This is a genomic window from Enterobacter sp. PTB (assembly GCF_051130085.1).
In the GTDB taxonomy this organism is placed as follows: Bacteria; Pseudomonadota; Gammaproteobacteria; order Enterobacterales; family Enterobacteriaceae; genus Enterobacter; species Enterobacter ludwigii.
On the sequence record NZ_JBDKEE010000022.1, the window covers coordinates 46521 to 67783 of the forward strand.

Consider the following 21263-nt stretch of genomic DNA (forward strand, 5'->3'; position numbering starts at 1 on the left):
TCCATAGTAAGTTAGTACCGCTAACTTTTCTATGTATTTACTAATAATTTTTAATTAAGCAATAAAACAGAACATATGAGTATTTGAAAAAAAAATACCCTCACCATATGCAGTGAGGGTACTTCATAAAATAGGGTATTAAGGTTTGTTATGAAACGTCTAACTACCATAATTAGCGTAGAAGATCTTTTAACCCATCAACGCTTAACACTTCACTTCCCCTATGTATCATTGCATGACAGTTTGGACAAAGGGGAACCATGTCCTCAATCGGGTTTACCACATAGTTATCACCTACTGTATGCAGTGGTTTTATATGATGAACGTGTATAAATCCTTTACCGTGTTCGCCATAGACTTTCTCAAAGTCAAACCCACAACACATGCATGAAGTTCCATGATGGTCAATACAAGCCTGTCGTGCTTTTGGATCACGCTCGTAGGAGTTTACTGTAACTTGCTTTTTTGCACCTTCAGCGTAGTTTTCAGGTGAGGTAATTTCATCAGGAAACGGATTAGGTAAGAAGTCTGCATACCAAACAGTACCTTCTTTTCTAAGGTAACGCTTTTCAAGTTTAGGGGTGAAACGTTTGATAACAGCTACATCTCTATCCTCATCGTTTCGCCCCTGCTCCATATCAAACGTGAAAAGATCATAACCTTCAGCTATCAACTGGATGTGTTCAATAGCTTGAATGTATCCCAGATTTTTTCTTGTCCTACCGTCAACTACTTTGGTTTTCCACCGCTCCCTTAGTATGACTGATCTTTCTTGCTCTTTCTGAACATCCCAAGCACCAAAGATCACCATTTTCTTGTCATGATTAACAAATGACCAACTCCAAGTCCAGTTACTACAAGTAGCACCATGCGACTGGATGAATTGTTTTCTGTTCATGTTATCCCTCTCTTAAGTACCTCTTTGTACACAAAAATTGCACACTTGATCCAGTACTTTATGTAGTTATCAAATGGCATCATAGTAAGGGGAAATGACCGGAGCGAGAGGTGTGAAACTGGCGGGGCATTTCGTACTTACCAGTTCACTTTAGGTACTTCACTTGCTGTACTAACACCTATCGAGCAAAGCGAGAAGAAACGCCTTCCGTCTTTTCGAGTACAGCGAGAAAAACGGAACGTTTCTAACCAATACTACGAGGAGTTCACGACGAGTAGTATTCGTGACGCAGTCACAGTTTCATTGAATACTGATAGAGAAAGAAATACATGGAATGAAATGGAATGGATTTCGTATCTCTATACTTAGTTGCCGTATTGATGGTAAGACGCGGGTTTCAGGGGCTTTTTCTGCCGTAATACGGCATGGATATATGCCGTAATATGCCGTAATAAGGCACAACTAACGCAAGCTACTTAAGTACTCAATCATGTCATCAATAAAATTACCTTGTTTTTGTAGTTCTAATAGCTTACCTACCTCTTTATATGTTAGTGTTCTTTGCCCATATGCTGGTGCTGGTAGTGCGTTTGGGTGTTCTATCATATATTGCTCTATTCGTTTTGCTGCATCCGTTATCGCTGCCCCATAGTACCTAATCATACGTTCTTTTACTTGTTTCTTATCCTGTTGTACTTTAATAGCATTGATAGTATTGAATAGTAAATCATTTCGTATTTCGTCTTCATTACTCAATACTGTAAACACGTCATAGACACTAATCTTATCTCTCACCTTAAGCTTTGCTACTGAATCCTTCATAATGTTCTTGATATCTTCACATGGGATATCTTTATATAGCTTGTACTGGCTAATTAGTGCCTTTATGTTTCTGTTATCAAAAGTTGAATAGGTCTTTGCCATGATAAATACTCCTGTATAAATGTTAATTAATAGATGGCCTGTAGTAATTCCACCCACCACAGGCCATTTTCTTTATATTTTTTTAGCGTGTTCTAATAGTGCCGCACTTAGTTTTTCATATTCCTTGTACTTCTCAGCGAGTTCTATCAAACGTGCCTTACGCCACTTCATATGTACTTTATGTGCTTCAAGTTCTGTGGGATAAGTACCTAAACAAATCTTTTTCCCTTCAACACTACAATATGCTTTGAATTTCTTACCTGATGCTTCAACACCTTTCATGTACTTACCAGGTTTGGTACTTTTGAAGAGTTGGTTAACTTCAGGAGGAACATACATACAGTTTTGAGGTGAGTACTCTCGTGAACATGGATTTAGTATATCTTTATCAAGTTGCCAATGCTCTTCATAATTCTGTTCATGCCAATCCAAGAATAATGTTAGTTTGCTAAAACCTTCACCAATACTTACATCAGCATAATCAGGGTTATATAGCGTTCTATCGAACATATTATTGAATGCCTTGCGACCTTCTTTTAGATGAGGATAATCAATATGTTCACGTACATTTTTTAAATCATTTACTCTTTCCATTTTAAGATTCCTTTCTTTTGTGGTGAAACATCCTGTCTCACCATTTGCTATAACTTTATTAGGCGTACAGCATTAGCCTTTTTTCAAAATAATGAATTGCGTCAGTAGGTGCTGAAAAGCACTTGCGAGTGTTTCACGCTCGCAGACACCACTCTTAGATAGTTCCTGCAATGCGGTTAACTGAGCATCAGTTAATCGCACGGTCACACAATTAGTTTTTACATCCTTTTTGTTTTTCATTTGTTTTTCCTTATTAAATGATTTCGATTTCGTAATAAATCCCATGTAAAAAGAACCCTACGGCGTAGGGTTTCTTTTCAATGGAAAGATAGATGAGTCACAATCTATATATTATTTATTAATATTTTTCGAAACATGCGAGATATGTGAAGACATTTTTAGTATAGGATTTTTTTCAAAATCGTTTCACGGATTTTTAAATCCTTATTGTTGATTCAATCTGGAAGTACTGAAGAAGTTGAGACAAAGCATTAAGTACTTTATACCAATATTATACCATATTTATTTTTCCCGTTTCAGGTAGTTCCTAACCCATCTATTTATTACTGGTATCTTTAGTGGAAGTAGAAGTACTACAAGAATCATAAAAAAGAAATTCAGTACTATGAACAATGGGAATAGTACGAACATGTAGATTAGTGTAGCGAGTATCTCAATTAGAAAGTTAGTCATTTGCGTTTTCTCCTGTATCTGATTATTTGTAGTATTTAGTAGATACAGGAGAAAAACATCCGCAAATTCGGATATTAGTTAGAAGTCAGAAAATTAAATTGATTACGCATCCAAACACCTACGGCATCATTCCGATCTATAGCATCTATATAGTTCAGCAATAGCGAGTAATCAATGATTGAAAGATCTTCATTAGTCTGCTGAAAACGGATTTCACCATCTTTAAGCATGATCATGAATGAAGGGGTATAATAGAACTTAGAACCATCTACATCTTCAATGATCACCTCACTGATTAAAGTTTGTTCTTTCTTCTTATTCTCAACAAAAAGTACATGTCTTTTTAACTCGTTCTGCTTATAGTTAATATCAATAATATAAGATGTACCATTACGCTTTAGACGAATATTAGAAACAATTTTGTTTAGTTCATTCTCATAACGTGTGCGTATATCTACGTTATTCACATCATACAATTCAGTAACGTTAACATCCTGTAGTACTGGCACATTTACTTGTACTGTAGCTAATGAAGCCTGTCGTGCTAACAATCTCTCTAACTCTGATTTAGCATCATCGAGTTCTTCACGCATATCAAAAGATATAGGCTTACCAGCACTTTTACGGCGTTCAATACCATTTTCATAGTTAGTGATCTGATCCTTAACTTGATCAATCTGGATACGCAATACTTCTATTTCAGGGTTAAATTCCTGTTCTTTTATTACAGTACTTAGATCCATTCCTAACATATGTTCTACTACAAATCGTTCTACCGTTTCATAGGCCATAGCTTTGTTTTCACAAAGTCCATCACGTTCATTGAGGCAACGGATGTATCTATATTCCTCAATTTTGGGATCGCCTTTCTTTGGTGTACGTTTAGCACGAACCACATTATGATACATTGGCCCGCCGCATTCGGTACAACGTGCGATACCGCTAAACAAATTACTTTTAATCAGTACTTCTTCCTGTCCGTCTTTCTTCACGGTAACTCGTCCAGCATTTGGGCGACGTGATTTTAGCAATTCTTGTACTAATTCAAATTCTTCTTCATTAATCACTACAGGGTACACGTCCATATCGTACTTTTTCTGAGTTACTGGATTTTCAATATCATCATGGTTACGGATGATTTCTGAAATGAAAATCTTACCAGTTACACGGCGATTAGTAAGAATCTTATGAACAAGTTCACCAGTCCACGGGCGATTAAATTTATATTGCTCACCTTCTTTTCTTTGAAGTTGTTTAGCAATAGTTGGACACCCCATGCCAGTTTGATAAAGAGCAAAAATCTCTTTAACTACTGCTGCTTTCTCATTAAGTACATACTTATCTTTTTCTACTTCTATCCATTGAGGACGTTTATTAGTTACGATAGTACCTTTATTAAATGCTTGTTCGCGTTTCTTCGCCCAGCCTTTACGAATACGATCACTTTTATACTTAGATTCATCATATGCCCGTTGAGCATTCATCATTACAAAAGGGAGATCTTTAGAATTACTACGGCTGATAACTATGTTAGCCATTACATCATGAATAGCTACGTTATGTGCCATCAGAGCATTGATGTAACCCATCACATCAAACGGGTTCTGACGGCTAAAGCGGTCTATAGATTCCACTACCAAAATAGAACTATCCCACATACCATTACGTACTTGCTCCATCCATGCCCCTAACTCACCTTCTGAGATGTTTAAACCCTTAAAGGCTGAGACACCTTGATCCGATAGTACTACTGGGGCTGGATCATCCATTTCCGCACAAATGCCAGTACGCTCTAAGTAGCCTTCTAATAGTTCTGCCTGGCGGGACATACCCGATCCCCCATCCTTCCATTGCTGATCGGAGCTAACACGATGATACACAAAAACTTTTTTCATGGGCGACCTTCTTTTTTTTTGTTTGTATAAGCATAACACACTTGTATGATTATCAGGCAAAAAAGGTTTTAGAATCCGATCCGCTGCCCGTGCCTCAGGCGCTGCAATTGATTGATCTGCTTGATGAGCATGCCATTCACGGCCTGATGTATGTGGATAACGCAATGGTGTATGAACGTCCGACAGGCCACGTGATCCGCACCAGCAACTGGGCATTATCTCTGCCTGAAGCGCAGCGTCCGGTCTTTACCCAGGTTTCCTCCCTGCGCCAGGCGGCTCAGGATGTCGATGCTATCTGGAAATTTGCGCTGACGGATGAAGATACCACCAAACTGAATGCCTTCGCGACGCACGTTGAACAAACGCTGGGTCTGGAGTGCGAGTGGTCCTGGCATGACCAGGTCGATATCGCCCGCAAAGGCAACAGCAAAGGCAAGCGTCTGACGCAGTTCGTGGAGTCTCAGGGCGGGTCAATGCAGGATGTGATTGCCTTTGGCGATAACTACAACGACATCAGCATGCTGGAGGCCGCCGGTACAGGCGTGGCAATGGGCAACGCCGACGATGCGGTAAAAGCGCGTGCTAACGTCGTGATTGGTGATAACACCACCGACAGCATCGCGCAGTATATTTATACCCACCTGCTGTAATCAGGTGGTGATGGAGACGCTCTTGATTTGTGCGTAAAGCCACAGGCCAGGCTTGATCCCTAACTCATCTCTGGCCCACGGACTGATGCGCGCCCAGAGCGTCTTGCTGCCCACCTCGAGCTTTACCTCAACCTGTCCGTTATCATCAAAACACTCCGCCACTTTCGCGCGCAGGATATTGCGAATACTGGTCTGCAGCGGCGCTTGTAGCACCAGAGAGACATCTGAAGCCTGAATGCGTATACGCAACGCAGACTGCAGCGGTTTGTCGATTTTGTTGACCCACAGATGCTGGTCGCCCAGCGCCAGTGCGGTCATCGCATAATGCGGGTGATGTTCCAGCACGCTCACCTTAAGGATGCTGCTCTGCTGCTCCTTCGGTAACCACGGGTGCATCACGCTGCTGCCCCACACCTCTTCCAGATTACCGAATGCCTTAACGCTGCCCTCTTCCAGTACCAGCACTTTATCGGCCAGATGCAGGATCTCATCCAGCGAATGGCTGACGTAGAGCATCGGGATATTGATTTCACGCGCCAGGCGCTGAAGATAGGGCAGCAGTTCACGTTTTCGCGGAATATCCAGCGAGGCCAGCGGTTCGTCGAGCAACAGCAGTTCTGGCGCGGTGAGCAACGCGCGGCCTATCGCCACGCGCTGTTTTTCACCACCAGAAAGCGATGAAGGGAGCCGGTCCAGCAGTGACTCAATGCCCAGCAGCGCCACCAGCTTATCAAATTGCGCGGCCATGCTTTTGGCCATGCCGTAGCGAAGATTACCGCGTACGCTGTAATGCGGAAATAATCGCGCATCCTGAAAAACATAACCAATTCGCCGCTTATCCGGTGCCAGGTAAATTTTGTTCTCAACGTCGTTTAAGACACGATCGTTGAGCACAATCCGTCCGGACTGCGGCCGCGTCAGTCCGCTGATGGCATTGATCAATGAGGTTTTCCCTGCACCTGATACGCCAAAGATGGCGGTAATGCCGCTCGCAGGCAGCGTCTCGTTAAGGGTCAGGGTATGATTTCCCAGCGTTTGGGTGAACTGAAGTTCGAGCATGACTATTTCCCCATCCGCTCGCGACTGAGTCGCGCCAGCCATTCCGAAACCAGCAGCGAGACCAGCGCCAGCACAATTGAGATGATGCACAGCCGCGCCGCGGCACCTTCTCCACCCGGCGTCTGGATCAGGGTATACATTGCTGACGGGATCGTTCGCGTCTCACCGGGGATATTTGACACAAAGGTAATCGTGGCACCAAACTCACCCAGCGAGCGGGCGAACGCCAGTACCGTGCCGACAATAATGCCCGGCAGCGTAAGCGGGAGCGTGATGGTGAAAAAAACGCGCCAGCGCCCGGCACCCAGCGTGCGGGCAGCCTGTTCCAGTTTGATATCAACCCCTTCCAGCGCCAGGCGAATAGCCCTGACCATCAGCGGGAATGACATCACCGCCGCCGCCAGTACCGCCCCTCGCCAGCTAAACGCAAACGTCAGCCCAAACCAGTCATATAACCATTCGCCAATAAAACCGCGCCGCCCCATCGACACCAGCAGCAGGTAGCCAACCACCACCGGTGGCAACACGAGGGGAAGATGAAGAACGCTATCCAGCAGGGCTTTGCCGGGAAACTTACAGCGAACCAGTAACCAGGCAAAGAAGATCCCAAAGGGCAAACTCAGCGTAACCGCCAGGGAAGAGACTTTCAGGCTCAGCAGGACAGCCTGCCATTCAGGATCGGTCAATATCATTAGTGAGTCGTAAATCCGTAACGTTTAAAGATTGCGGACGCTTCGGGTCCCTTCAGGTATTCGCTGAAGGCCGTCACGGTCGCATTTTTATGTCCATCAACAATCGCAACAGGATATTCCACTTTCTTGTGGGAGTCTTCCGGGAACGTACCAACCACTTTCACCCCTTTACTGGCGACGGCGTCCGACCCGTAGACTATCCCCAGCGGCGCTTCATTACGTTCAACCAGCGCCAGAGCACCGCGCACATCTTCAGCCGGAGCCAGTGTGGGCGATAACGTCTCCCAGGCACCCAGTTTTTGCAATGCTTCTTTGGCGTAGATCCCCGCCGGTACATGCTCCGGATCGCCAACGGCCAGGCGTCCTCCGTTCAGCAACCGGGTCCAGGGGGTCTCGTTGTTGATAGTGATTTCGCCTTGCTGACTGGCTTTCGGCGCCACCACGACGAGGCTATTCCCCAGCAATGTTTCGCGGGTTGTCGCATCAATCGATTTCTTTTCAGCCGCGTAATCCATCCACTTCTGGTCTGCAGAAATGAACAGATCGGCCGGCGCTCCCGCTTCAATCTGACGTGCCAGCGTCGATGAAGAAGCAAAAGAGGAGACCACCTCGACGTTCTTCTCTTTTTTATACGCTGTCGCAATATCCTGCATCGCGTTGGTCAACGACGCTGCCGCAAAGACGGTAATTTTACCCTCGTCAGCCAGCGCGTGTCCGCTCAGCGAAAGTGTCAGCGTTGCCCCTGCGAAAAGGCGTACCCATGTACGTGCCATTTGTAGCTCCTGTGAGTATCGTTATATACACACTAATATAACGGTAACTCCGGGGAGATCCCAGCGTTAAATCGTACCGCTCAAGGGGTACAGCAAGCTGATGCTTTAAATAATATCGGCGAGAAAGGGAAATACTTGAGAGCAAAACGCCCGGGCAAGCCGGGCGTTTCGGGGGGAAATTAATGCTGCTTTTTAGCCTGGTCTCTGTGACCAATGTTCGAAAATACGTTGAACACTTCACCCAGGCCGTAGATGGCACCGAGGATAACGGCCATCACTACTGGTACCATGATCACGGCGAATACCAGACTTTTCAACAATTCCAACATGGTTTTCTCCAGATATTGTGAATGGCTTATTCTACCCTGAAAAGTGAGAAAAACATCCCCTTTTGTGCGGTGCCCTTTGCGACCTTCGCCATTTGGGTCACAATGCACTTTTTGCCAGGACAGTGTTATGCAGGCCGAAATTCTCCTCACTCTACGACTACAGCAGAAGCTTTTCGCCGATCCGCGACGTATCGCCCTGCTTAAACAAATAGAACAAACCGGTTCAATAAGCCAGGGGGCTAAGAACGCTGGCATTAGCTATAAAAGCGCCTGGGATGCCATCAACGACATGAACACCCTGAGCGAGCAAACGCTGGTTGACCGGGCCACGGGCGGCAAAGGCGGTGGAGGTGCGATCCTGACACGTTACGGCCAGCGCCTGGTTCAGCTGTATGATCTGCTGGCGCAGATCCAGCAAAAAGCGTTTGATGTGTTAAGTGACGACGATAATCTCCCGCTGGACAGCCTGCTGGCTGCCATTTCCCGCTTTTCGCTGCAAACCAGCGCCCGTAACCAGTGGTTTGGTACGGTGATGGCGGGCGATAACGCCCAGGTGCAGCGTCATATTGAGATCCTGCTTGCCGATGGAACAACCCGTCTGAAAGCCGCGATTACCGCACAAAGCGCAGACCGACTGGCGCTGAATGAAGGTAAAGAGGTGCTAGTGTTACTGAAAGCGCCGTGGGTGAATATCACTGCCGATGCCGAAAAAGCAAAAGCCGCTGATAACCAGCTACGCGGTACCATCCGCCACGTTGAACGCGGTGAAGAGCAGTGTGAAGTACTGATGACCCTGCCGGACGGGCAAGAACTCTGCGCAACCCTTCCCCTCAGCGATGCCGCAGAATTAGAAGAAGGTGCTGTGGTGACCGCATATTTCAACGCCGACCGGGTGATTATCGCCACATTGTGCTGAGCACATTGACAAGCGTGTCGACAGTGAGTATCCCTGACATCTGTTGCTGCAAAAAATGGGATAAGTCATGTCATCATTGCATATTTCGCAAGGCACGTTTCGTCTTAGCGACACCCGAACGCTGACGATTTCTGATTTAACAATACGCGCCGGTGAAAGCTGGGCGTTTGTCGGTACAAACGGAAGCGGGAAATCAGCGCTGGCCCGTGCGCTGAGCGGAGAGCTCGCGTACCTTAAAGGGGAATACCAGTGTAACTTTACGCGCCTGACGCGCCTGTCATTCGAGCAACTACAAAAGCTGGTGAGCGATGAATGGCAGCGCAATAACACCGATTTACTCAGCCCGGGCGAAGAAGATACGGGCCGCACGACGGCAGACATTATTCAGGATGAGGTCAACAATCCTGCCCGTTGTGCGTATCTGGCAGAACAGTTTGGCATCACCTCCCTGCTGAACCGGCGCTTTAAATACCTCTCGACCGGTGAGACCCGGAAAACGCTGCTGTGTCAGGCGCTGATGAGCGAGCCGGAACTGTTGATTCTGGATGAACCGTTCGACGGTCTCGACGTGCAGTCCCGCGCACAGCTGGCCACCCTGCTCGGCTCGCTTAACCAGCAGGGCTATACGCTGGTACTGGTGCTTAACCGTTTTGATGAAATTCCTGAGTTTATTCAGAACGCCGGCGTGCTCGCTGACTGCAACCTGACTGAAACCGGCGAAAAATCGGCGTTACTTAAGCAGGCGTTAATTGCCCAGCTGGCGCACAGTGAAAACCTGGACGGCATCACGCTGCCGGAACCGGACGCACCTTCTGCCCGCCACGCGTTAGATCCCCACCAGCCGCGCATTGTGCTGCGTGATGGCGTGGTAGCGTATGACGATCGACCGATCCTTAATCATCTCAGCTGGACGGTCAACCCGGGTGAACACTGGCAAATTGTTGGCCCCAACGGCGCGGGAAAATCAACGCTGCTGAGCCTGATCACCGGCGATCACCCTCAGGGCTACAGTAACGATCTCACCCTGTTTGGCCGCCGCCGCGGAAGCGGTGAAACGATCTGGGATATCAAAAAGCATATCGGCTATGTCAGCAGCAGCCTGCATCTGGATTACCGGGTCAGCACCACGGTGCGCAATGTGATCCTGTCCGGGTATTTTGATTCCATCGGCATTTATCAGGCGGTCTCGGACAAACAGCATAAGCTGGCCCAGCAGTGGCTGGATATTCTGGGGATGGATAACCGGGTCGCTGACGCGCCGTTTCATAGCCTTTCATGGGGACAGCAGCGTCTGGCGCTGATCGTTCGCGCGCTGGTGAAACACCCGACCCTTCTGATCCTCGACGAACCGCTACAGGGCCTGGACCCATTAAACCGCCAGCTGATCCGCCGTTTTGTGGATGTCCTGATTAGCGAAGGTGAAACGCAGCTGCTGTTCGTTTCCCATCATGCCGAAGATGCCCCGTCCTGCATTACGCACCGCCTCGAGTTTGTGCCCGACGGTGAACGCTATCAGTACCTGCTGAGCAAAATCGATTAACTCCGGAGGGCTCTGCCCCTCCGTTTTTTCGGATAACCTGCACAAAGACTTCACTATCCCTTTGATCTACAATGTCGCATTGCCGCCAAAAAACGGATTTTAAAAGCAGTGTAAACGATTCCACTATTTTATCCCATGTCACACTTTTCGCGTCTCTGTTATGCTATGGTTATTACATACCATAAGCCCAATGGAGCGAAATATGCGAGTTCTGGTAACAGGTGGTAGCGGTTACATTGGTAGTCATACCTGCGTGCAGCTGCTGCAAAATGGTCATGATGTCATCATCCTCGACAACCTGTGCAATAGTAAGCGCAGCGTGCTGCCTGTGATTGAACGTCTTGGCGGTAAACAACCGACCTTCGTGGAAGGCGACATCCGCAATGAAGCGTTGATGACCGAGATCCTTCACGACCATGCCATTGAGACGGTGATCCATTTCGCCGGCCTGAAAGCGGTGGGTGAATCCGTCGCGAAACCGCTGGAGTATTACGACAACAACGTCAACGGTACCCTGCGTTTGATCTCCGCCATGCGCGCAGCGAACGTCAAAAACTTTATCTTCAGCTCTTCCGCAACCGTCTACGGCGATCAGCCAAAAATCCCTTACGTTGAAAGCTTCCCGACCGGTACGCCGCAAAGCCCGTATGGCAAAAGCAAACTGATGGTGGAGCAGATCCTCACCGATCTGCAAAAAGCACAGCCTGAATGGAGCATCGCCTTGCTGCGCTACTTCAACCCGGTTGGTGCCCATCCGTCAGGCGATATGGGTGAAGATCCACAGGGCATCCCGAATAACCTGATGCCGTACATCGCCCAGGTGGCCGTTGGCCGCCGTGAGTCTCTGGCTATTTTCGGTAATGATTATCCAACCGAAGACGGTACCGGTGTGCGTGATTATATCCACGTCATGGATCTGGCCGACGGCCACGTGGCGGCAATGCAGCAGCTGGCCGATAAGCCAGGCGTGCATATTTATAACCTCGGCGCCGGGATCGGCAGCAGCGTGCTGGACGTCGTAAATGCCTTCAGTAAGGCCTGCGGTAAGCCTGTGAATTATCATTTCGCACCGCGCCGTGAAGGCGACCTCCCGGCTTACTGGGCCGATGCCTCCAAAGCCGATAAAGAGCTTAACTGGCGTGTCACCCGCACGCTTGATGAAATGGCACAGGATACCTGGCACTGGCAGTCTCGCCATCCACAAGGTTATCCGGACTAAGGATCCGTCATGACTTCGTTCAATCCCGTCGATCATCCGCATCGTCGTTTTAACCCGCTAAGCGGGCAATGGATTTTGGTTTCTCCGCATCGCGCCAAGCGCCCCTGGCAGGGGGCGCAAGAGACGCCTGCAAAACAGACGCTTCCCCAGCACGACCCGGACTGCTTCCTGTGTCCGGGCAACACGCGTGTGACGGGCGATAAAAACCCGGACTACAAAGGCACCTTCGTTTTCACCAACGATTTTGCCGCCCTGATGACCGACACGCCCGACGCGCCGGATAGCCAGGACCCGCTGATGCGCTGTGAAAGCGCACGCGGCACCAGCCGTGTTATCTGTTTCTCGCCCGACCACAGCAAAACGCTGCCGGAGCTGAGTGTTGACGCGCTGAAAGAGGTCGTCAGCACCTGGCAGACGCAAACTGCTGAACTGGGCCAGACCTACCCGTGGGTACAAGTGTTCGAAAACAAGGGCGCGGCAATGGGCTGCTCTAACCCGCACCCGCACGGTCAGATCTGGGCCAACAGTTTCCTGCCAAACGAAGCCGAGCGTGAAGACCGTCTGCAAAAAGCCTATTTCGCGGAAAACGGATCGCCGATGCTGGTGGATTACACCCGTCGTGAACTGGCCGATGGCAGCCGAACGGTGGTGGAAACCGAGCATTGGCTGGCCGTCGTACCTTACTGGGCAGCATGGCCATTTGAGACGCTGCTTCTGCCAAAAGCACAGGTTCTGCGCATCACCGATCTGAGCGACGCACAGCGCGATGACCTCGCCCTGGCACTGAAGAAACTGACCAGCCGTTATGACAACCTGTTCCAGTGCTCCTTCCCGTACTCAATGGGCTGGCATGGCGCTCCGTTTAACGGTGAAGAGAATCAACACTGGCAGTTGCATGCCCATTTCTATCCGCCGCTGCTGCGCTCTGCGACGGTACGTAAATTCATGGTGGGCTATGAAATGCTGGCAGAAACCCAGCGTGACCTGACGGCAGAACAGGCTGCAGAACGCCTGCGTGCTGTGAGTGACGTCCATTATCGCGAATCAGGAGTCTAAAAAATGAGTCTGAAAGATAAAACACAATCCCTGTTTGCTGAGAAATTTGGCTACCCTGCCACCCATGTCATTCAGGCGCCTGGCCGCGTGAACCTGATTGGTGAACATACCGACTATAACGATGGTTTCGTTCTGCCGTGCGCCATTGATTACCAGACGGTCATTAGCTGCGCTAAGCGCGATGATCGCAAAGTCCGCGTTATTGCAGCGGATTACAACAATGAGACGGATGAGTTTTCCCTCGATGCACCCATCGTTACCCACGACAGCCAGCAATGGTCTAACTACGTGCGCGGCGTGGTAAAACACCTGCAGAAACGTAATAAAAACGTGGGCGGCGCTGATCTGGTCATCAGCGGAAACGTGCCTCAGGGCGCCGGGTTAAGCTCGTCCGCGTCGCTGGAAGTCGCCGTGGGTACCGTCTTCCAGCAGCTTTATCATCTGCCGCTGGACGGGGCACAAATCGCCCTGAATGGTCAGGAAGCGGAAAACCAGTTTGTGGGCTGTAACTGCGGCATCATGGACCAGCTGATCTCTGCGCTGGGTAAAAAAGAGCATGCCTTGCTTATCGACTGCCGCTCTCTGGGCACCAAAGCCGTTCCCTTGCCAAAAGGCGCAGCTGTGGTAATTATTAACAGCAACTTTAAACGCACGCTGGTGGGCAGCGAGTACAACACCCGCCGCGAGCAGTGTGAAACCGGCGCACGTTTCTTCCAGCAACCTGCGCTACGTGACGTTTCGCTCAACGAGTTCAATAAAGTGGCGCACGAACTGGATCCGGTAGTGGCGAAACGCGTTCGTCATGTGCTGACGGAAAATGCCCGTACCGTTGAAGCGGCGTCCGCGCTGGCGAAAGGCGACCTGAAACGTATGGGTGAACTGATGGCAGAATCTCACGCCTCCATGCGCGATGATTTTGAAATCACCGTTCCGCAAATCGATACCCTGGTGGACATCGTCAAAGCCACGATTGGCGATAAAGGCGGTGTGCGCATGACCGGCGGCGGCTTCGGTGGCTGCATTGTTGCCCTGATGCCGGAAGAGCTCGTCCCTGCCGTCCAGCAGGCGGTGGAAAAACAGTACGAAGCGAAAACAGGTATTAAAGAAACTTTCTACGTGTGTAAAGCATCACAAGGAGCAGGACAGTGCTAAACGAAACGCCAACCCTTGCCCCGGATGGCCTGCCGTATCGCCTGTTAACCCTGCGCAACAGCGCAGGAATGGTGGTTACGTTAATGGACTGGGGTGCCACTTTGCTATCCGCTCGCGTACCAATGCCTGATGGCAGCGTACGTGAAACCCTGCTTGGCTGCGCGTCGCCTGAGCAGTATGTCAATCAGTCCGCCTATCTTGGCGCGTCTGTCGGCCGTTATGCTAACCGCATCGCGAAAAGCGCTTTCGAACTTGATGGCGAGCGTTACTCGTTGCTTTCCAGTCAGGGCGAAAACCAGTTACACGGTGGACCTGAAGGATTCGATAAGCGCCGCTGGAAAATCGTTCAGCAAAACGACCGCGAAGTGCTGTTCTCACTGGACTCGCGTGACGGTGACCAGGGATTCCCCGGTAACCTCACCGCGTTCGCGCATTTCACGCTGGCTGACGATAACCGTATCGCCATTGAATATCGCGCGAAAGTTGATAAGCCGTGCCCGGTCAATCTGACCAACCACGCTTATTTCAACCTGGACGGCAACCAGTGCGACGTGCGTAATCACACGCTCCAGATCCTGGCCGATGCCTATCTGCCGGTGGATGAAATGGGGATCCCGTATCAGGGGCTCAAGGCCGTCAGCGGTACCAGCTTTGATTTCCGCAGCGGAAAAACCATCGCACAGGATTTCCTGAGCGATGACGATCAGCGCAAGGTGAAAGGCTATGACCACGCGTTCCTGCTGCAGGCGAAAGGCGATGTGACTCAGCCTGCCGCACAGGTCTGGTCTGCGGATGAAAAACTGCAGATGACGGTCTACACCACGGCCCCTGCCCTGCAATTCTATTCAGGCAACTACCTTGGCGGTACCACGGCACGCGAACATGAAGAGTACAGCGACTGGCAAGGTCTGGCGCTGGAAAGCGAGTTCCTGCCGGACAGCCCGAACCATCCAGAATGGCCACAGCCGGACTGTGTGCTGCGCCCGGGTGAAGAGTACGTTAGCGTGACAGAATATCATTTCATCCCGCATTCATAATTCCCAGCCCTCCTTGCGGAGGGCTTTTTCTCTCCGTCTTGCTGAAAATAGCGCCGATCGCAGACAAAATCATAACCCTGGATTCACAAGCATCTTACACTCAGAGACTATTTTCGCTATGGTTAGGGTTAAGCGTTGCTGCTGGCACTGTCACGGCAATATAATGAGAATTGTTATCATTCAATAAAGCTTATGAGGAGTACGATATGGCTGTAACTAAGCTGGTCCTGGTGCGTCATGGCGAAAGCCAGTGGAACAACGAAAACCGCTTTACCGGTTGGTACGACGTTGATCTGTCAGAAAAAGGCGTAAGCGAAGCAAAAGCAGCAGGTAAACTGCTGAAGGCTGAAGGCTTCAGCTTTGATTTTGCTTACACCTCTGTGCTGAAACGTGCCATCCATACTCTGTGGAACGTTCTGGACGAACTGGATCAGGCCTGGCTGCCGGTTGAGAAATCCTGGAAACTGAACGAGCGTCACTACGGTGCGCTGCAGGGTCTGAACAAAGCGGAAACCGCTGAAAAATACGGTGACGAGCAGGTTAAACAGTGGCGTCGCGGCTTCGCGGTAACCCCACCAGAGCTGACCAAAGATGACGAACGCTACCCGGGCCACGACCCGCGTTACGCGAAACTGACGGATGCTGAGCTGCCAACGACCGAGAGCCTGGCGCTGACCATCGACCGCGTTGTGCCTTACTGGAACGAAACCATTCTGCCACGCCTGAAAAGCGGCGAGCGCGTGATCATCGCAGCTCACGGTAACTCCCTGCGTGCGCTGGTGAAATACCTGGACAACATGGGTGAAGACGAGATCCTCGAACTGAACATCCCAACTGGCGTTCCGCTGGTGTATGAGTTCGACGAAAACTTCAAACCAATCAAACATTACTATCTGGGCAACGCTGATGAGATCGCTGCAAAAGCCGCGGCTGTAGCGAACCAGGGTAAAGCGAAATAATTTTCGCTGGACATAAAAAAAGCGTGGAGCAATCCACGCTTTTTTATTTGGCTCCTGAAACTCAGCCGCGACGCGCTTTTACCGCATTCGCCAGCTGACGCAGAAGGGCATCCGTATCGTCCCAGCCGATGCAGGCGTCCGTGACGCTCTTACCGTAGACCAGCGGCTCGCTGCCTTCCAGATTCTGGTTACCTTCCACCAGATGGCTTTCGATCATCACGCCAATAATCGCGTTCTCACCGCCGGCAATCTGCTGACAAACATCGGCGCCGACTTCCATCTGCTTTTTAAACTGCTTGCTGGAGTTGGCATGGCTGAAGTCGATCATCACCTGTTGTGGCAGACCCGCTTTTTCCAGCCCGACCTTCACGTCTGCGACATGTTTTGCGCTGTAGTTCGGCTCTTTACCGCCACGCAGAATAATATGACAGTCACCGTTACCGCTGGTATTCACAATGGCGGAGTGACCCCATTTGGTGACGGACAGGAAGCAGTGCGGTGCCCCGGCGGCATTGATGGCGTCAATTGCCACCTTAATGGTGCCATCGGTACCGTTTTTAAAACCAACCGGACACGAGAGACCTGACGCCAGTTCGCGGTGAACCTGAGATTCTGTAGTACGCGCACCGATTGCGCCCCAGCTCATCAGGTCCGCCAGATATTGCGGCGTAATCATGTCGAGGAACTCACCGGCAGCCGGCAAACCGCTGTCGTTGATCTCCAGCAGCAGTTTGCGCGCAATACGCAGACCGTCGTTGATCTGGAAACTGTTATCCATATGCGGGTCGTTAATGAGCCCTTTCCAGCCAACGGTCGTACGCGGCTTTTCAAAGTAAACACGCATGACAATTTCCAGCTCGCCTTGCAGTTCTTCGCGAAGCTGGAGCAATCTTGCTGCGTACTCTTTGGCCGCAGCAGGATCGTGAATTGAGCAAGGGCCAATCACCACCAGAAGACGATCGTCATTACCTTTCAGGATCTTATGGATCGCTTTACGAGCATGAGACACCGTGTTTGCGGCATTTTCAGTGGCGGGGAATTTCTCAAGGAGTGCTACAGGAGGTAATAACTCATTGATCTCTTTAATACGTAAATCGTCGTTCTGATAATTCATTTTCTTTCCAGCTCTGCCATATCTTTAGTAATGAAAGCAATCCTTTCAATCTAACTTGCCGACCAGAAAGTGTAAACACGGTTTTACACTTCACGCAGATAATTCCTGGAATTCACCTAAAAATCGCCACAAAATAGCGAAAAACGAGATCTAACCTAAGCTTTTTAACTGTAACAACCACTTTTGTTTGATTAAACGCGATTCCATACTGACGTAAGTCCGTATGACGGAATCTTTCGCCTCTGAAAAAGATGCACTGTTGGAAAATGTTATCCAGCGTAACGACAAGAACAGGAGCACCAAGATGAAAATGACGAAACTGGCAACCCTCTTCCTCACAGCCTCCCTTACCCTGGCAAGCGGCAGCGTCCTTGCCGCTGAGACGGGCTCAACAGATAACAACGGTGATGCAAATGCCGCGGCGGCGGCGGGTCAGGTCGCCCCTGATGCAAAACAGAATATCGCCCCGAATAATGTCGATAACAGCCAGATCAATACCGGGAACACCAATACCGGAGGCACAATGTTGCATCCGGACAGTAGCGGCTCTGGCACCATGAATCATGACACGATGAGTACCGATGAGATGCATAAGAACACCATGTGCAAAGACGGTAAGTGTCCGAATTCGAATGACAAAGTGGGCGACGATGCCAATACCAAAACGGATGGCACAACCCAATAATCCGTGACGGATGTAAACGTAAAAGGAGAGCTCTGGCTCTCCTTTCTTTTTGGAGTAAGCCATTAAAAACGCTACACTAAAAACAATAACAAAAAGGAAAGCTGATATGGCGCACACGCATTCACACACCCCATCTCCTGGCGATGACAACGCTAAACGCCTTATGCTGGCCTTCGGCGTCACGGCAACGTTTATGGTTATCGAGGTCATTGGTGGCCTGGTTTCCGGCTCTCTGGCGCTTCTGGCGGATGCCGGACATATGCTTACCGATGCCGCCGCCCTGCTCTTTGCCCTGTTGGCCGTGCAGTTTGCCCGTCGTCCGCCTAACGCGCGTCATACCTTTGGCTGGCTGCGACTGACCACTCTGGCGGCGTTTGTTAACGCTATTGCTCTGGTGGTTATCACCCTTCTTATCGTCTGGGAAGCCATACAGCGCTTTCGTCACCCACAGCCAGTCGCCGGAGCGACAATGATGGTTATCGCCGTAGCAGGTCTGCTGGCGAATCTTCTGGCGTTCTGGATTTTGCATCGCGGCAGCGGGGAAAAGAACCTCAACGTGCGCGCTGCGGCTCTGCATGTTATGGGCGATTTACTGGGTTCCGTCGGTGCTATTGTGGCCGCGCTGGTGATCCTTTATACCGGCTGGACGCCCGTCGACCCGATTCTTTCCGTGCTGGTATCGTGTCTGGTATTGCGCAGTGCCTGGCGGCTGCTGAAGGAGAGCGTGAATGAACTGCTTGAAGGGGCACCGGCATCCGTGGACATTGCCGAGCTTAAACGCAACCTGCGTCGTTCCGTACCCGAGGTGCGCAATGTGCATCATGTTCACGTCTGGCTGGTGGGTGAGAAACCGGTCATGACATTGCACGTCCAGGTGATCCCTACCCATGACCATGATGGCCTGCTTGAGCGCATCCAGCACTTTCTCGAACATCACTATGAGATTGGCCACGCCACCATCCAGATGGAGTACCAGCCCTGTAACGGCCCGGACTGCCACCTGAACGAGGCGCAGTCCGGCCATTCACATCATCACCATCATTAGTTCGAAAGCGCGCGAGAGCCTCGCTCACGCGCGCTGTTAATCCACATCCGGCTCCCGTTCAGGGCAATGAAGGTCAGCAGCAAATACTCCAGCGACATCGCATAGACACCCTGAAGTGCAAAAATAACCACGCTAATGACGTTAATGACGACCCAGAGCAGCCAGTTCTCAACGTATTTACGGGTCATCAGGATCATCGCAGCAATCGACAGCACCATCATGCAGGAGTCCCAGAACGGGAAAGCATCCGGCTGGAGTGATGGCATAGCGACATTCAGCCCGAGGCCAGACATGACCGACACCGCGACACGGGTCAGGAATGCAAACACCGGGTTGATATAGACGGTCATTAAACCAATGGCGACAACGCAGGCGACAAACCAGGCGATGGCTTTCGGTAAGGGCAGCCAGCGGATTTGCAGCTCCGCCTCCTGCTGGCTGTTCTGCCGCGACCACGCGTACCAACCGTAAATGTTCGCCGCAAAGAAGAACAACTGTAAAAGCAGGCTGGCGTACAGCTGGATCTGGAAGAAGATAATCGCAAAGAGCGTAACGTTAATTAACCCGAACGCGTAGTTGCTGATCTTCTCCAGGCTTGCCAGCCAGATACACAATAACCCAGCCAGCGTACCCACGGCCTCAATCCATGACAGGTCATAGCCACCTGCACCAATCGGTATATGAACCAGAATGTTCTGTGTGCTAAAAAAATCCATCTTTTCCCCAGGGCGTATTGAATTAAGTACGTAGTGTAGCCGCAAAATCCAGCATGCGGTTAAGCGGAATTAACGCACCTTCACGCAGAGCAGCATCCACATGGATTTCATGCGCTGCTCCGCCTTTCTCCAGCCCCTCAGCAATAGCTTTCAGGCCGTTCATCGCCATCCACGGGCAGTGCGCGCAGCTACGACACGTCGCCCCCTCGCCCGCCGTTGGTGCTTCAAGCAGCTCTTTCTCAGGCACGGCCTGCTGCATCTTATAGAAGATACCGCGGTCGGTTGCCACGATGAGCTGCTTGTGCGGTAGCGTCCTGGCAGCATTGATAAGCTGGCTTGTGGATCCCACGGCATCCGCCATGTCGACAATGGACTGCGGTGATTCCGGGTGAACAAGGATCGCTGCGTGCGGGTAAAGCGCCTTCATGCGCGAGAGCGCCTGCGTCTTAAATTCGTCATGAACAATACAGGCACCCTGCCAGCAAAGCACGTCAGCGCCGGTCTGCTTCTGCACGTAATGACCGAGATGGCGGTCAGGCGCCCAGATGATTTTCTCGCCCAGGCTGTCCAGATGCTCAATCAGTTCAACGGCGATGCTTGATGTCACGACCCAGTCTGCCCGCGCTTTCACTGCGGCAGAGGTATTGGCATAGACCACCACGGTCCGGTCCGGATGGGCATCGCAGAAGGCCGAGAATGCATCAATCGGACAGCCGAGGTCGAGTGAACACTCCGCATGTAGCGTTGGCATCAGAATGGTTTTTTCAGGGCTGAGAATCTTTGCGGTTTCCCCCATAAAGCGAACGCCTGCGACCAGTAACGTGGAAGCAGGATGTCTGGCACCAAAGCGTGCCATCTCCAGAGAGTCAGAGATGCAGCCCCCGGTCTCTTCCGCCAGTTGCTGGATTTCCGGGTCGGTGTAGTAATGTGCAACCATCACTGCATTTCGCTCTTTGAGAAGACGCTTGATCTTCTCACGGTAAAACTGCTTCTCATCCTGACTCAGCGGGACAGGCTTTGGCGGGAAGGGATAGATTGCGGCTTCTGGATCAAACATCACGCTCATTATGGCTTCTCGTTTTACTGGCTTAACATTATTGCCTTTCTTTTGCATGACATAGCAAAACGGACGGCAAATGTGTTTTGTATACTAAACAAGATAGCGAATTTGCGAGAAAAAGTCACCGGAAATAGGTGTGCGTAGCACGCATCGGATGGCGACTTCGCCGGAGCCGACCTGCAAGGTCAAAATATGCGGAATACAGATAGCAAAAAAGCGCCTTTAGGGCGCTTTTTTACATTGGTGGGTCGTGCAGG

The 21263-nt window shown here is 50.3% G+C and carries 21 protein-coding genes and 1 pseudogene; 10 read left to right on the forward strand and 12 right to left on the reverse strand.

Going from position 1 to position 21263, the window contains the following annotated elements; all coding sequences use genetic code 11:
- Positions 1 to 172: 172 nt before the first annotated feature.
- The 5 genes from AAIR21_RS21660 to AAIR21_RS21680 form a co-directional block, all read right to left on the reverse strand.
- Positions 173 to 898, reverse strand: a complete 726-nt coding sequence (locus AAIR21_RS21660; protein ID WP_064186176.1) for an HNH endonuclease — start codon at positions 896 to 898, stop codon at positions 173 to 175.
- Between the two features lie 462 nt (positions 899 to 1360).
- Complete coding sequence (locus AAIR21_RS21665; protein ID WP_047955436.1) at positions 1361 to 1822, reverse strand: hypothetical protein; 462 nt, start codon at positions 1820 to 1822, stop codon at positions 1361 to 1363.
- Between the two features lie 72 nt (positions 1823 to 1894).
- Positions 1895 to 2416, reverse strand: coding sequence for a hypothetical protein (locus AAIR21_RS21670; protein WP_087776425.1), 522 nt, complete (start codon positions 2414 to 2416; stop codon positions 1895 to 1897).
- A 72-nt stretch (positions 2417 to 2488) separates the two neighbouring features.
- Complete coding sequence (locus AAIR21_RS21675; RefSeq protein ID WP_158236492.1) at positions 2489 to 2656, reverse strand: hypothetical protein; 168 nt, start codon at positions 2654 to 2656, stop codon at positions 2489 to 2491.
- Positions 2657 to 3183: 527 nt separating this feature from the next.
- Entirely contained in the window at positions 3184 to 5004 is a 1821-nt protein-coding gene (locus tag AAIR21_RS21680) for a recombinase family protein (protein ID WP_434682321.1), read from the reverse strand.
- Positions 5005 to 5036: 32 nt separating this feature from the next.
- Here AAIR21_RS21680 and AAIR21_RS21685 point away from each other — a divergent pair.
- A pseudogene (locus AAIR21_RS21685) lies at positions 5037 to 5654 on the forward strand (pyridoxal phosphatase); the annotation flags it as partial.
- On the opposite strand, the gene modC reads toward AAIR21_RS21685, so the two are convergent.
- From modC to AAIR21_RS21705, 4 genes are all read right to left on the reverse strand, one after another.
- Positions 5655 to 6713 (reverse strand): molybdenum ABC transporter ATP-binding protein ModC, encoded by a 1059-nt coding sequence (gene modC, locus AAIR21_RS21690; protein ID WP_020884945.1) that lies wholly within the window; start codon positions 6711 to 6713, stop codon positions 5655 to 5657.
- A 2-nt stretch (positions 6714 to 6715) separates the two neighbouring features.
- The gene (gene modB / locus AAIR21_RS21695) at positions 6716 to 7405 is read right to left on the reverse strand and encodes a molybdate ABC transporter permease subunit (RefSeq protein WP_020884946.1); all 690 of its coding nucleotides are present in this window, start codon (positions 7403 to 7405) and stop codon (positions 6716 to 6718) included.
- Positions 7405 to 8178 carry a molybdate ABC transporter substrate-binding protein gene (gene modA, locus AAIR21_RS21700; protein WP_063925289.1) on the reverse strand — a complete coding sequence of 258 codons (774 nt, stop codon included), beginning with the start codon at positions 8176 to 8178 and terminating at the stop codon, positions 7405 to 7407. Before modA ends, modB begins: the two co-directional genes overlap by 1 nt.
- 179 nt (positions 8179 to 8357) lie before the next feature.
- Complete coding sequence (locus AAIR21_RS21705; protein ID WP_020884948.1) at positions 8358 to 8507, reverse strand: AcrZ family multidrug efflux pump-associated protein; 150 nt, start codon at positions 8505 to 8507, stop codon at positions 8358 to 8360.
- 127 nt (positions 8508 to 8634) lie between these two features.
- Here AAIR21_RS21705 and modE point away from each other — a divergent pair, with 127 nt between their 5' ends.
- The 7 genes from modE (at position 8635) to gpmA (ending at position 16386) form a co-directional block, all read left to right on the forward strand.
- Positions 8635 to 9423: a molybdenum-dependent transcriptional regulator gene (gene modE, locus AAIR21_RS21710; RefSeq protein ID WP_047366362.1), complete on the forward strand. Its 789-nt coding sequence runs from the start codon at positions 8635 to 8637 to the stop codon at positions 9421 to 9423.
- A 67-nt stretch (positions 9424 to 9490) separates the two neighbouring features.
- The gene (modF, locus tag AAIR21_RS21715; protein WP_183516521.1) at positions 9491 to 10963 is read left to right on the forward strand and encodes a molybdate ABC transporter ATP-binding protein ModF; all 1473 of its coding nucleotides are present in this window, start codon (positions 9491 to 9493) and stop codon (positions 10961 to 10963) included.
- Between the two features lie 202 nt (positions 10964 to 11165).
- The gene (gene galE, locus AAIR21_RS21720) at positions 11166 to 12182 is read left to right on the forward strand and encodes a UDP-glucose 4-epimerase GalE (RefSeq protein WP_020884951.1); all 1017 of its coding nucleotides are present in this window, start codon (positions 11166 to 11168) and stop codon (positions 12180 to 12182) included.
- 9 nt (positions 12183 to 12191) lie between these two features.
- Positions 12192 to 13238: a galactose-1-phosphate uridylyltransferase gene (gene galT, locus AAIR21_RS21725; RefSeq protein WP_014169198.1), complete on the forward strand. Its 1047-nt coding sequence runs from the start codon at positions 12192 to 12194 to the stop codon at positions 13236 to 13238.
- A 3-nt stretch (positions 13239 to 13241) separates the two neighbouring features.
- Positions 13242 to 14390, forward strand: coding sequence for a galactokinase (gene galK / locus AAIR21_RS21730; RefSeq protein ID WP_025204645.1), 1149 nt, complete (start codon positions 13242 to 13244; stop codon positions 14388 to 14390).
- Positions 14384 to 15427 carry a galactose-1-epimerase gene (gene galM / locus AAIR21_RS21735; protein ID WP_032677707.1) on the forward strand — a complete coding sequence of 348 codons (1044 nt, stop codon included), beginning with the start codon at positions 14384 to 14386 and terminating at the stop codon, positions 15425 to 15427. The genes galK and galM overlap by 7 nt, the downstream gene beginning before the upstream one ends.
- Before the next feature lie 206 nt (positions 15428 to 15633).
- Positions 15634 to 16386, forward strand: coding sequence for a 2,3-diphosphoglycerate-dependent phosphoglycerate mutase (gpmA, locus tag AAIR21_RS21740; RefSeq protein WP_020884954.1), 753 nt, complete (start codon positions 15634 to 15636; stop codon positions 16384 to 16386).
- Positions 16387 to 16447: 61 nt separating this feature from the next.
- Here gpmA and aroG read toward each other — a convergent pair whose 3' ends face one another.
- Positions 16448 to 17500 carry a 3-deoxy-7-phosphoheptulonate synthase AroG gene (gene aroG / locus AAIR21_RS21745; RefSeq protein WP_014169194.1) on the reverse strand — a complete coding sequence of 351 codons (1053 nt, stop codon included), beginning with the start codon at positions 17498 to 17500 and terminating at the stop codon, positions 16448 to 16450.
- 304 nt (positions 17501 to 17804) lie between these two features.
- On the opposite strand from aroG, the gene AAIR21_RS21750 reads away from it, so the two are divergent.
- Positions 17805 to 18185: a YbgS-like family protein gene (locus tag AAIR21_RS21750; protein WP_025204646.1), complete on the forward strand. Its 381-nt coding sequence runs from the start codon at positions 17805 to 17807 to the stop codon at positions 18183 to 18185.
- Between the two features lie 106 nt (positions 18186 to 18291).
- The gene (zitB, locus tag AAIR21_RS21755; protein ID WP_020884956.1) at positions 18292 to 19230 is read left to right on the forward strand and encodes a CDF family zinc transporter ZitB; all 939 of its coding nucleotides are present in this window, start codon (positions 18292 to 18294) and stop codon (positions 19228 to 19230) included.
- Here zitB and pnuC read toward each other — a convergent pair.
- Positions 19227 to 19946 (reverse strand): nicotinamide riboside transporter PnuC, encoded by a 720-nt coding sequence (pnuC, locus tag AAIR21_RS21760; RefSeq protein WP_020884957.1) that lies wholly within the window; start codon positions 19944 to 19946, stop codon positions 19227 to 19229. The two genes, zitB and pnuC, sit on opposite strands and share 4 nt — an antisense overlap.
- Positions 19947 to 19968: 22 nt before the next feature.
- On the reverse strand, positions 19969 to 21012 hold the full coding sequence (gene nadA, locus AAIR21_RS21765) for a quinolinate synthase NadA (protein ID WP_183516523.1): 1044 nt from the start codon (positions 21010 to 21012) through the stop codon (positions 19969 to 19971).
- Positions 21013 to 21263: the final 251 nt, after the last annotated feature.